A 12,456-nucleotide genomic window follows, 5' to 3' on the forward strand; every position below is an offset into this window, starting at 1 on the left:
TGGGTCAGGGTCACTTGCAAAACGTCAGCTTAAAACGAGACGCTTCTGAAATCCATGGAGAGCTGGCTGCGCGAAAAGATGAAAACCCTGTCGCGACACTCAGAACTGGCGAAGGCGTTCGTCTATGCCCTGAACCAGTGGTCAGCGCTGACGTACTATGCGGAGGATGGCTGGGTGAAAGCGGATAACAACCTGGCCGAAAAAGCCCTGAGGATAGTCACCTGGGTCGAAAAAACTTCCTGTTCTTCGGCTCTGACCACGGTGGTGAGAGGGGAGCGCTGCTGTATAGCTTGATCGGAACGTGCAAACTGAACGATGTGGTTCCAGAAGGCTACTTCCGCTATGTCCTTGACGTTATTGCTGACTGGCCGATAAAGCGGGTCAGCGAACTGTTGCCATGGCGCATCTTACTACCAACTGAGTAGCCCTCGTTCGTCAATACGATTCTCGCTGTACGCTTACGTTCAAAATATCTTCAGGTAACGAAAACTTATAATGCCCAAGCATATTTAACTGACCATGTATCAGAGGTGATAATCTTGGTTTTCCGCGCCCCTAGTAGTAGTTACCGTGACGGTAATCCCACGTGGTGAAGATGACAGACATCATTGACATGACTTTATCCACGTCCAGTCCTTTACGGATCAGCGCAGGGCAAGGCGTGATCATACGTGCACCTTTCTGCTCGGGTACCAGCTTGCCGGTCTTGTCCACCATAGCAACCATCACACCCTGCTCGTAACGGGTTTTCTCTGAATCATTTGGCTGGATTGATTTCACGTAGTCGTTAGCGGCAATAATCAGGTCAGCTTGCGATTCGATACGTTCGCCGATGCCTTCGACCAGGCCTCTGTTGCCCTGACCTGAAGGGTTAGCAGAGCTAGCGAAGGAAAATTTTCCATGTTTTTCCCATAATTCTTTCGCCAAGCTTTCGCCAGGTACACCGAATTTAATCACGAAGCAGCTGGTCTGACGGCGATCCATCATCAGATCTTTAGAACCGTCTCCAGGAATAAGTGCTACAGCTTCTTGTTTCCATGGCAGGATGCAGCCCAGTAGAACGTCTTTCTCCCAGTGCTGTTGATACAGTGTTTCGATTTCCGGGTTCAGCTGCGCCAGCGTTTTCAGCTGGTCCAGAGAACCACACAGTACCACGCCCGGCTTGTTGCGGTTACGTTGCTTGGCATCAAATTTGCGCTCAAGGCCTCTGGCATCGGAGGTCATAATGATGTAACCCACTTTGGTAGGACAAACAATCATGCCTCCGCTGGCAGATAGAATTTTTACCGCTTCTGGCTGTAAGCCGCCGTTCCACTGGATAGTCTTATTGCTCATCGTTACACCGTTATCGATTAGAGGATTGAATTTATTGGTCAACACTTCATTCTGATGCAGAATCGTAAGAGGTGACCGATGAGGTATTGCTATTGGTTGGTCGTCCAAGCTGGAATTCGCGTATCTTGTGAAATAATGGGTCCATCAAGCAATATAGCTCTAAAGCGAAATTTTTGTTCTGAAACTGTCTCATTGCAAAATATTTTTAACTGATGAAATCATTTACCTTGTCTGTAATTAAATGCATAACGCTCGATAATACTAACCCCGGTGTCTAATAACAGAGCAAAGAGGGTAAGTAACAATGTTCCGGCTATGATTGTGTTAATGTCAAAGCTTCCTTCAGCCTGAAGAATTAAATATCCGACCCCTCGGTAAGAACCTAAATATTCACCCACAACTGAACCGACGAAAGCCAAACCGATAGCCATATGCAAGCTTGAGAATACCCATGATGTGGCGGATGGAAGGTAAATACTCATTAGTTGTTGGCGCTTATTTGCTCCCAGCATACGGGCATTGTCCAGCAGAACAGGGTTAACGTCACGGACCCCTTGCCATACGTTAAAAAAGACAACAAAAAATACCAGGGTGATAGCGAAAGCCACTTTTGACCAGAGACCAAGTCCAAACCACATAGCGAAGATGGGGGCGAGGATCACGCGCGGTAACGAGTTTAATGCTTTGATATAAGGTGAGAAAATTGAAGATAACAACGGATTTATCCCCAGAAAAAGTCCCGCCGCCATTCCCATTGCCGTACCAATAATAAATGCCAACATGGTTTCAGTGAGTGTAATAATGAGGTGAGGATAAATTTGCGCCGGAAAATGTAACGAATAGAGAACATAGTCTCCCCAGGCAATGTCCAAAACCCCCTCGCCTTCAGTAAACCATTGCCACAGGGTGATAACCACACGCTGAGGATCACCAAAGAAAAACGCCAGCTGTGGATTCCACGATACCACTTCCCAAACAGTAAGCGCACTGCAGAATACAAACAATTTACCCAGCACAAGCAAGGCTGGTTTCATTTCGGAATTTTGATTATTCATAATGGGATAAACTATGTTGGTAACTTTTCAGCACTTCGTCACGAAGGACATTCCAGATATTCTTATGTAACCCGACAAATACTGGATCGGTACGAATTTCTGCAACATCACGTGGGCGAGAAAGGGGAACCGAAAATTCGCCTATTGGGTGTGTGCCTGGCCCGGCCGAAAGGACAATAACCCTATCGGCCAGGGCAATGGCTTCGTCCAGATCGTGCGTTATAAACAGAACCGCACTACGCTTTTTTTCCCAGATGGCAAGCAATTCATTTTCCATTAACTGACGGGTTTGAATATCCAGCGAAGAAAAAGGTTCATCCATCAGGATAATGTCAGGATCAAGAATCAAGGTTTGCGCCAGGGCCACGCGCTTACGCATGCCCCCGGATAGTTGCGAAGGATAGTAATCTGCAACAACACTTAGCCCCACACGGGTTAACCATGACCTGCCCAATGAATCAGATTCAGTCGCTGGCATCCCGCGATACCCCAACCCCAGCACCACATTTTCCAGGACCGTCAGCCAGGGCAGTAATACTTCATCCTGAAACATATAGCCTGCGTGTGAATTAATACCGTTCAGCGGTTTATCAAATACCGTAATATGACCAGAAGAAGGAGCGAGCAGGCCAGCGCAAAGCTTCAACAATGTGGATTTACCACATCCTGTTGGCCCGACTACAGAGACAAACTCTCCGGCTGAAATCTTCAGGTTGGTTTCGGCCAGTACCGTTCTTTCTGCCTGTGAGCGAGACTGACCATAACGATATGAAACAGCGTGCAGTTGAAGTGCCGTCTCACTGTAAGGGTCATTTCTGTTCATTGCGCTGTGCCTCAATCACGTAACGATTGGTCCATGTTCGTGATAAATCGATACGCTCAGGCTTAATAGACGGATCGAACGTCGAAAGGGCATGTAATGCTGTTTTTGTGGCTACCGGTGTAAACAGACCATCCCGGGAGATAGCAGGACGAATATTGGTAAAAGCCATCTTATAAAGGGCCGGATCCCCGAGAAGATAATTTTCGGGTACCACAGCGGCCACCTCTTCAGGAGATGCGGTGTTCAGCCAGCGTAATGCTTTAACCATCGCTGATGTTAATGCCTGAATCGTTTCTGGATTGTTCTTCATAAATGACTCTTTTGCGTACAATGAGCCCGCGGGCATTGGCCCACCAAAAATGGCTTCTGTGCCTGCTATTGTCCGCGTATCAGCGACAATAATAATGTCGTTACTTTTCTCAAGCAGAGAAATAACCGGTTCCGTATTGGCGATGGCATCAATACGTCCAGAACGTAAGGCGTCCACTGCGCCAGCGGAGGTGCCAACACCAATGAAGGAAACATCACCGGGTTTCAACCCCGCCTGGGCAAGCACCACGTTTGTCACCATATTGGTGGAGGAGCCCGGTGCGCTTATACCGATTCTTCTACCTTTCAGATCGCTAATCTGATGATAATCCGGCATTGTTTTTCGTGACACAGCCACCACAATTTGCGGTGCCTGTCCGGTCATAATAAATGCGCTAATATACTGATTTTTATTCTGTAAGGTAATTGTATGTTCATAAGCTCCGCTGACTACGTCAGCACTTCCGCCAACAAGTGCTTGTAACGCTTTCCCACCGCCAGCAAAATCTGCAATATCAACCTGTAAACCAGCCTCTTTGAAATAGCCTTTTCGCTCTGCAATCGTCAGCGGAAGATTGTATAAAACGCTTTTACCTCCAACTGCTATGATGATTCGCGTCTTTTCCAGTGGCAGGGAAGAAGATACAGCGTGAAGACTGTACAGTAATAAACCCGCCATAATTCCTTTTAAAACAAATTTCATAGCTGATTCCTTTATCAGTATGTAACAATCTTTTTTAAATGGTCAAATATATATTTATCTGCACGAACTTATATTCCACCGACACTAATCGATACACGCTTAAAATTAAACTCATCGGCAAAAAATCAGCTTTGGATTGGGTCGTCTTTCAACACCGATGGTCATTTAATCATCAAACGGTATGTCTGTAGGTATTTTAATATTTTTATAACGCCTGCTTTTTTAATGTGATTTTTTTCAATGAGTACCATAAGCATTCTTTATCGCTGTCTTTTAAGTGAGTCTGGGAAAGCTGCTTAATAAAATTGGTTTTGTCGGTAAATAGCTCACCCTTTGATAATTGGGTACTAATATCGGTAAGAATTTTGGTATTTAACAAGCTGATTTTTGATCTTACCTGTTCCAGAGAGGCTGGTTGCCAACCTCCTTCCTGCACAGATAGCCAGTCGGCACGGTAGCGATATTGAATCGCCTTGGCAGCATCCATTTGCGCTTGTAAGAAGGGTTTTACCGACTCGCCATCTAATCTCAATTTTTCTGCCTTAAGCACTGAGCTGGACAGTACTCTGATTTCCTGATGTATATCTTCAATGGCAAGATGATTGTTAGCTTTGTAGCCCGAGACGTCCTTCATGTAGGATAAACGCTGGTTAATCAATGAGGCCACTTTGTCATTTTGTGTTAGCGTTGCCACAGCGGTCGAAGAAAAAAATGATCCAGCCATAAGCAGCAGTGCTCCAGATACTTTGCTTAGCATTTAAACCCACCTCTTTTTCAATTAGTCGGTTAGCATATGTAATCATACCCTAATTTTCTATCAGATTATTACCCGCCAGAATAATGTAAAGCCTTATTACGGTCTAATAAAAGACATATTTGTTGACTGTACTTCCACCTGAAAATATTGCCATCCTATATGCGCGTCCGTTTATCTATCTTTTTCTTCAATGTATGGTGGTAAAAATCGGTCTCAGTGGCAGCTTGATTGACAAGTGCGTACACCTCACGCGGGCACTAATACCGAAGAGCAACTGGAAATGTTGTTGGCAGAAAAGGAACGGACAAAGTTCTGGCTCATTGAGCTGGGTAAAACCGGGGGTTACAGGAGATCTTGATTGTCTCTGTCGATGACCTGCCGATAGGCAGCGTCTATTTTCAGAAGCAAATCCAGCAGTGTATCATCCATACGGAACGCAACAGCCTGAAATACGTTAAATGTAAGGACTACAACACTGTAGTTCACCTCGTATACGCACTGTATCTCAGGTATCGACACCGGGTTTGCATTGATCATATCCCAGATTATGCGCAACGGCTTCAATGGTCTTGCCGCAAAGGTGCAGACGACGCTCAAAGACGATCCGATGTCCGGCCACGTCTTCATCTTCCGGGGACGCAGCGGCAGCCAGGTCAAACTGCTCTGGTCAACCGGTGACGGGCTGTGTCTGCTCACGAAACGGCTGGAGCGTGGACGCTTCGCCTGGCCGTCGGCCCGCGATGGCAAAGTGTTCCTGACCCCGGCGCAGCTGGCGATGCTGATGGAAGGCATCGACTGGCGGCAGCCAAAGCGGTTGCTGACATCCCTGACCATGCTGTAAATCTCTTTATCCTGGTTGTTGCTGAATAAGCCTGGTAAAATACGGGCTTATGAACGACACCTCTTCTGATGACATCCTGCAGCTGAAACAGCGCCTGGCCGAACAGGAAGCGCTGAACCGTGTTCTGCTGGAGAAACTGGCCGATCGTGAACGCGAAATAGACCATCTGCAGGCGCAACTGGACAAGCTGCGCCGGATGAACTTCGGCAGCCGTTCCGAAAAAGTCTCCCGCCGTATCGCACAGATGGAAGTCGACCTGAAGGCGCTTCAGAAGGAAAGCGACGAGATTACCGGCCGGGTGGATGACCCGGAAGTTCAGCGTCCGCTGCGTCAGACCCGCACCCGTAAACCGTTCCCTGAATCACTTCCCCGTGATGAAAAACGGCTGCTGCCGGCAGCGTCATGCTGCCCGGACTGCGGCGGTTCGCTGAGTTATCTGGGTGAGGACAGCGCGGAACAGCTGGAGCTAATGCGCAGTGCCTTCCGGGTTATCCGGACGGTGCGGGAAAAGCACGCCTGCACAAAATGCGACGCTATCGTGCAGGCACCCGCCCCGTCACGTCCCATCGAGCGGGGTATCGCCGGGTCTGGTCTGCTTGCCCGGGTCCTGACGTCAAAATATGCAGAGCATACGCCACTGTACCGCCAGTCAGAGATATACGGCCGCCAGGGTGTGGAGTTGCGGCGGTCACTCCTGTCGGGCTGGGTGGATGCATGCTGCCGGTTGTTGTCCCCGCTGGAAGAGGCCTTGCAGCAATACGTGCTGACCGACGGGAAGCTCCACGCGGATGTAGTGGATCACAAAATCAGGACACCGGAATAACCTGCTTCCACTTTTCTTCATGCAGGTAAGGCGATAATCCACCATTGTTCGTATGAGGGCGGTACATGTTGTAATAACCATTTATCCACTGGTTTATGTCGAGTACCGCATGGCTAAAATCACCATAACCACCTTTGGGAAGCCATTCACTTTTAAGGCTGCGAAAGACTCTTTCCATCGGCGAATTATCCAGACAATTCCCTCTGCGACTCATACTTTGCATTACCCCATAACGCCAAAGTAACTTTCTGTATTTATTACTTTTATATTGAACTCCTTGATCTGAATGAAACAGAAGACGTTCATTACGCGGCCGTGTTTCCAGGGCATTACGCAAAGCCCTGCATACCAAATCAGCATCAGCGGTTAATGAGAGGGCTGAACCAATAATCCGGCGTGAATATAAATCAACAACAAGCGCGAGATAGCACCACCTGTCCTGCAGGCGAATAAAGCTGATATCGCCACACCAGACGCGGTTTGGTGCGGCGGGGTTAAACTGCCGGTTCAATAAGTTTGGCAATGCCGGACTGTTGTCTTCATTTATTCGGTAGCGATGTTTAACAGGCTGGTGACTGGTCAGCCCGCATTCCTGCATCAGTCGTCGCGCCAGCCACCGGCCTGCATCAACGCCACTCTGGCGTAACATCTGGCTGATTGCCCGACTCCCTGCAGCACCACGACTGAGAGCATGCAGTGCTCTCACCCGACTTCGTAATGCAATTCTTTGTACATTAACCGGATGCTTCACCTGCGCGTAATAAACGCTACGGTGAATACCGAATAAATGACAAAGAACCTGCACAGGCCACTTTGCTTTCAGCCGTGTGATTAGCGCGATAACTTTCCGGGGGCTTCGCTCATCAGCACGGCAGCCTGCTTTAGTATTTCTTTTTCCATCTCAAGACGTTTTATCTGCGCTTTAAGCTGCTGAATTTCGCGCTGTTCAGGAGTAATAGCATTGCCGACGGGCTCAATACCCAGAAGTTCCTGCTTATAAAGCCGTATCCATTTGCGCAAATGGTCAGGGTTGAGTTCGAGCGCCTGAGCAACTTCCCGTACATCTCGCTGGTATTTAACAACCTGTTCGATAGCTTCGAGTTTGAACTCCGGGGAAAATGTGCGTTTAGTCCGACGAGTTTTGATCATGTATCACCTCATGTTCACTGTTTTAACATTAACAGGATTTCGAGGTGTCCTGAATTACCGATCCACTACAACCACCAATTCCGGGCTGTATAACTGGACAGAAGAATATCTGACAGAGCGGGCCATCGTGGAATCCGGGGACGGTAGTGTCAGTGAAGAGGAACAAAAACAGCTGGCGCAAAATCTGGGCGAATATTTGTCCAGATTTCGCTCTTCAGAGGCAAAATCTGCAATCCGACTGCGTCACTTGATTCCGGGAATTTCGGGGTATCAGGCTGATAATGTGAAATTGTTCGCTCAGGTGGGTGAGGACGAGAAAGCGGTGATGACAGCCAACCGCCGCCTCGGCAGCACTGCATACTGGCGTTATTACTTTGCATTTTCCTCGCCGCAGAACGTTCTTCCGCCAGCGTATTTTGATGATCTTTTCCGTAAAAGTAGTAATCCCGAAGATTATCTGTCGATGGCCCAGGAGTTGTTAGGCCGGATCAACAGCAATGGTGTGTCCTCACGTACCTGGTTTGAGCATATTCTGAGCCAGATGACACGGCCAATGATAAACGAGCGTACTACAGAAGAGTGTTCTGGCTTGCTGACCTTCTTCTTTAATTCGGGTGATGAGATAAACGCATGTTACCGGCGAAGAAATCGCTGGTTTTCCCGGTATGATCTTGATGTAAACACAGTGGCTGATCGTCTTCTGAAAAGGATGCTGGATAATGACCGGGCGAAGGCGATGGAAACACTGCTTTCACTGACTATGAAAGGAACCGCCAGGGTCTGGATTGCGAATTATATCCGCGATTTGCTGTGGCAGAATGGGCTGGCTGGCAACCGGGCCGCCTCAGAGCAGGAACGTGTGCTGACAGATGAAGAGTTGAACCACGTTCGCAGCAACTTTAGTGAGCGCCTGAATAATGGTGAGCTGATATTGCAGCTTCTGCAGGAAGGTGAGCTGGGAGGATTTGTCTGGGCCTGGCAGGAAATTGCAGGCCAGGAAACACTGATTGCCTGGATTTCACAACACGTTACCTGTGACGAGGCATTTCTGACGTTATTGCTGAGTCTGCGCTCTCATATTATCTCCAGTGCAACCGGACACTATCTGGTTCTGAATCTAAATGATGTCAGCCCTCTGTTCGGTGGTGAAAAGGTAATCATTGAAAGGCTTGAGCGGATCCAGGCCGAAGGTCTGTTCCCTGAGCAGACTGACGAAATCAATAAAGCTATCGCACTCAGCAAATCATTCTGATTTTTCCAGCAAAGTCATTTTACCAACAATTCCCAGGGAACCTGCCCAGCAGGTTCTTTTTTTCAGTTGCAATCATAGTTGTATACCTGAATAACCTCCTGCTTTACCGCTTTTCGGATCCAGAAAAGAGAAATGTAGAAAAGGTAATAAATACCTTGCCTTGGTAATACAAATGAGTAAAGGTAATAACTCCTGCTGGCTGTGTTATAAAGACCACCATGTGGGAAAATATTCTTTTTAGATTACAGCGTCAAAGAGGTGTTCATTATGGACAAAAATATTTCTTCCGGACAAAACGAATCCCAGGGCACGATGTCAGTTTCGCTCAAGGGCATCCCCGCCGATCAGGGCCTCGCGTTGAAGGAAGTGGCCAAAGCCCGCGACATTAATCTGTCCGCACTGCTGCGCGAGATGGTGGGTGCCAGCATGGGCAGTATTCTCCACGTCTTCTGCATAAAAAGCCCGCTTGTAGCGTCGCTGGACCAGGATATTGCCCAGTATAACGGCAGCTCTGTACTGCCGGCATGGAGTGCTGCTCCGCCGGCCCCCCAGATCGAGGCCGCCTACCGCGATCTACTGGGCATCCGCACGGAGGATGATCTGACCCGTATTCTGCTTCGTAATGCCCAGTACCTGCGCATGCGGGCCAGCCAGATTCTGCCGCGGGGGCAGCAGTTCTACGGGGGGACAGCTTTGTATTTTTCGTTGTTCTGTGAGGTCGCCCGGCTTGATGACCAGACGATTGAAGCGTTCTGGGCCCACATAGCCTGCTTCTGGGGGCCGTGGTACAGGCCTCAGGATTATTACCAGCAGATTAACCAGCTGCGCAGTGTTTTGGGTCTTGATCCCGCAGAGCGTCTTTATCAGGCCCGGGCCAAAGGCGTTTACAGCCAGGCAGAGATTTTTGAGGGCGAAAATGGAGCGAAAGGGCTGAGACAGGTCCTGCTGACGCTCCGCACCGAGAACACCCGGGCTCTGCCGGCTGACGCTATTCAGCTGTTTACCCTGCCTAACTGTAATGGCCACATTCTGACGCCTGATCCGGGCTATGGAGCCCCTATTCTTCTTGCCAACAATGTCCTCAGTATGGGGTTCCGTTTCCGGGAAGAGTCCTGCTCCCTGCACTGCTACAGCGTGGTGGCCCCTCAGATAGGGGACACCCGGACGCTGACGGAAGTCGCGGCCGCGCTCGTCAGTCAAGTTGATGACCCCCTCAAGGCCTATGCTTCAACCATTCCTGTCAACATACTGTAAAACCCATGCCGCTGCGGCGGCCTTTATGGATGAAAATCATAAGCCGCTCATGCGGCTTTTTTAATTGAATTACAATGGAGTCCGACGTTATTTGGATGAGACCAGTCAGGAACTGGTCTCAGAAATTGATGTGATGGTATTATCAGGAGCTGATCTATCGTACTTTCAGTCGTGGTGCTTTTGTTGTGACAATACGTCCTTTATGACCAAGCGAACCTGTCTGCTTAAGTTCAGAAACGAGCACGTCCTTCAGGGCATCATGAATTGACTGATTGCGCGACATTTCCTGAGAGGAAAGCGTACGCGGAGTAAGACGCATAACTTTATCTTTTGTCGGTTTCGAGTACATAAAAATTCACCTCCTCCCGAATGTCTTCTCTGTATGTATAGTTTACATCAGCCGCATATTTCTTCAACAGTCGATGATAATAGCGTGCCAAAGTCTCTTTATAAGGCGCGGTGAACACGATGGTTGCCCCAGTACGTTCGACAACGTCAAAAATCGCTTCAGCAATTCCCTCGACAAAAAGCCTTTCAAGCTCTTCCTCGGTGTAATGCATATCAGTGTACTGTTCAAACTTCTCACGACCACTGATTGAATAAAGCGCCTGTATGTCGAAAAAATCCACCATTAAGGTGCTATTGCTTAGTTCTGCTACGGTGTAAAAGCTGTCCAGATATGGGGCAAGATCAACACCACTCCTGAATTCAACAACATACTCACTCAGTAGTCCTTTCGGCTTCTCCACTCTAACCAGATAACGGAGCGGGTTCATATCCGATGGATACTGATTAACCTGTATTCTCATAAAAATAAGCTAGTCCAGCAAGTTATGGTGTGACCAGCAGATTAAAACAATCTATCCAACAATGTCATCACCAGTGGGCTTCGATCATAGAAAGACAATATCCGGAATTGACAGAAACCGGATCTGACCGGCGGAAGTGAACATCGATATAAGGTCGAGCTATAGGGTGCCGCCCGCCGTGACGGAAAAGTGAAGAAATAACCACTACTGGCATAAGGTACCGTTGATATGTTCCGCGCTGATGGCAAATTGCAGAGCCGGAGTAAGAATTTTGTTGGCGGTGACGTTACCCGCTGAGCGAGAGCCATCACTTAAGGCCCAGGCTCATCATTCACTGGGACTCAGGGAGCAGGGCTCACGCGTATTCAGAAAATATTGATCTGCATCTTCTTGTTCTGTTCTCCAGCCACTGCTTTCCAGTAGCGCCAGGAAGCCTGATACGTTGCCGGTGATGCGCGCCCTGACAGGCGCACATTGTGTTCCCGCCTCGTTAAATGCCGCATCAAGCGACGATTTCAGCACGTAAACGCCATTGACTTCGGGATTCAGCGTCAGACGTCGGCGCCCCTGCCACTGTTCATCCGACAGCATCTGGTATACCCAGTGATATTCCCGCGCCGTGTCCAGTGCATGACTGAGCCGGTAAAGATCGGGTTGTTCTTCCAGGGTGCCCGTGGTCGTATCCCAGAGAAAATTGAGCTTCAACGGCAGTTTTGCCCGCACGCCCAGCGTCCTGCCCTGTTTGAGCAGCCAGTCGATATCACGGGTGGCTTCACGGGGGAAGCGGCGGGTACGTTTTGCTTCTGCCAGCCAGCGGGTAATAAACAGGGTTTGCTGTGCCTCTGACGCCACAGCGCCGTCCTGAAGTGCTGTGTGGAGGGCGATAAGCGCACACCATGCCATGTGGGCAGTTCTGGCTGCCAGTGTGGTTTCTGTCATTGTCTGTCCGGTTGCGGCTCCTGAGAAGGAGAGTGTATCAGTCCTGATGCGGAGCTTTGAATCCTGCGCGTTCCCATTACTCTTGTTATCCTGCTTCCTTCTCCACACGGCTGTAGAGCCCGTTGATGGAGACAATAAGATAGGCGGCAATATCTTTGACGCGTTCAACAGAATGCGGGCGATCATTCATACGGTGAATGGCCCGTGCTTTCAGCTCTACAGATGCGGTTTTGATCTCGGGTGTTGCACTTCAGGATAGCCAGGTGATTATTGTCTTATTTCAGCATCGGAAATGATATTTAAAATTATTTAAATATGCCAACTAAGTCCACTAACGGACCTTGAAATTCTATTTAACGTTTTTCCACACTAATCCTGAAGCTATTCTGATTGTATGAGATTTCTTA

The 12,456-nt window shown here is 48.7% G+C and carries 11 protein-coding genes and 3 pseudogenes; 6 read left to right on the top strand and 8 right to left on the bottom strand.

Annotated features, from left to right (window positions below):
* Positions 1–13: 13 nt before the first annotated feature.
* Positions 14–425, top strand: a pseudogene (locus A8O29_RS00230) (IS66 family transposase); the annotation flags it as partial.
* 130 nt (positions 426–555) lie between these two features.
* Here the strand turns inward: A8O29_RS00230 and A8O29_RS00235 are convergent.
* The 5 genes from A8O29_RS00235 to A8O29_RS00255 all read right to left on the bottom strand — a co-directional run bounded on the left by A8O29_RS00235 (position 556) and on the right by A8O29_RS00255 (position 4,982).
* A complete protein-coding gene (locus A8O29_RS00235) occupies positions 556–1,335 on the bottom strand; it encodes an L-threonylcarbamoyladenylate synthase (RefSeq protein WP_125355832.1) in 780 nt (259 codons plus the stop codon).
* A 218-nt stretch (positions 1,336–1,553) separates the two neighbouring features.
* Entirely contained in the window at positions 1,554–2,390 is an 837-nt protein-coding gene (locus tag A8O29_RS00240) for an ABC transporter permease (RefSeq protein WP_420853902.1), read from the bottom strand.
* Entirely contained in the window at positions 2,383–3,213 is an 831-nt protein-coding gene (locus A8O29_RS00245; protein ID WP_125355831.1) for an ABC transporter ATP-binding protein, read from the bottom strand. Before A8O29_RS00245 ends, A8O29_RS00240 begins: the two co-directional genes overlap by 8 nt.
* Positions 3,200–4,225: an ABC transporter substrate-binding protein gene (locus tag A8O29_RS00250; protein ID WP_125355829.1), complete on the bottom strand. Its 1,026-nt coding sequence runs from the start codon at positions 4,223–4,225 to the stop codon at positions 3,200–3,202. The genes A8O29_RS00245 and A8O29_RS00250 overlap by 14 nt, the downstream gene beginning before the upstream one ends.
* Before the next feature lie 205 nt (positions 4,226–4,430).
* Entirely contained in the window at positions 4,431–4,982 is a 552-nt protein-coding gene (locus A8O29_RS00255) for a chorismate mutase (protein WP_125355827.1), read from the bottom strand.
* A gap of 345 nt (positions 4,983–5,327) precedes the next feature.
* Between A8O29_RS00255 and A8O29_RS22915 the strand changes: the two are divergent.
* From A8O29_RS22915 to A8O29_RS00265, 3 genes and pseudogenes are all read left to right on the top strand, one after another.
* Positions 5,328–5,477, top strand: a pseudogene (locus A8O29_RS22915) (IS256 family transposase); the annotation flags it as partial.
* Between the two features lie 52 nt (positions 5,478–5,529).
* A complete protein-coding gene (tnpB, locus tag A8O29_RS00260; RefSeq protein ID WP_125355842.1) occupies positions 5,530–5,823 on the top strand; it encodes an IS66 family insertion sequence element accessory protein TnpB in 294 nt (97 codons plus the stop codon).
* Positions 5,824–5,872: 49 nt separating this feature from the next.
* Positions 5,873–6,640, top strand: a pseudogene (locus tag A8O29_RS00265) (IS66 family transposase); the annotation flags it as partial.
* Here A8O29_RS00265 and A8O29_RS00270 read toward each other — a convergent pair.
* A protein-coding gene (locus A8O29_RS00270) for an IS3 family transposase (protein ID WP_125355789.1) occupies positions 6,630–7,795 on the bottom strand; the annotation gives its coding sequence in 2 pieces (ribosomal slippage) (positions 6,630–7,531 and positions 7,531–7,795; 1,167 coding nt in all). The pseudogene A8O29_RS00265 and the gene A8O29_RS00270 overlap by 11 nt on opposite strands.
* Positions 7,796–7,805: 10 nt before the next feature.
* Between A8O29_RS00270 and A8O29_RS00275 the strand changes: the two genes are divergently transcribed.
* Both A8O29_RS00275 and A8O29_RS22620 read left to right on the top strand, forming a co-directional pair.
* Positions 7,806–9,047 (top strand): hypothetical protein, encoded by a 1,242-nt coding sequence (locus A8O29_RS00275; RefSeq protein ID WP_174081181.1) that lies wholly within the window; start codon positions 7,806–7,808, stop codon positions 9,045–9,047.
* Positions 9,048–9,314: 267 nt separating this feature from the next.
* The gene (locus A8O29_RS22620) at positions 9,315–10,301 is read left to right on the top strand and encodes a hypothetical protein (protein ID WP_246316605.1); all 987 of its coding nucleotides are present in this window, start codon (positions 9,315–9,317) and stop codon (positions 10,299–10,301) included.
* Between the two features lie 323 nt (positions 10,302–10,624).
* Here A8O29_RS22620 and A8O29_RS00285 read toward each other — a convergent pair whose 3' ends face one another.
* The gene (locus A8O29_RS00285) at positions 10,625–11,110 is read right to left on the bottom strand and encodes a hypothetical protein (RefSeq protein WP_125353746.1); all 486 of its coding nucleotides are present in this window, start codon (positions 11,108–11,110) and stop codon (positions 10,625–10,627) included.
* A gap of 327 nt (positions 11,111–11,437) precedes the next feature.
* Positions 11,438–12,049: a DUF2913 family protein gene (locus A8O29_RS00290; protein WP_125353747.1), complete on the bottom strand. Its 612-nt coding sequence runs from the start codon at positions 12,047–12,049 to the stop codon at positions 11,438–11,440.
* Between the last annotated feature and the right edge of the window lie 407 nt (positions 12,050–12,456).

It is taken from the genome of Scandinavium goeteborgense (assembly GCF_003935895.2).
Classification (GTDB): Bacteria; Pseudomonadota; Gammaproteobacteria; order Enterobacterales; family Enterobacteriaceae; genus Scandinavium; species Scandinavium goeteborgense.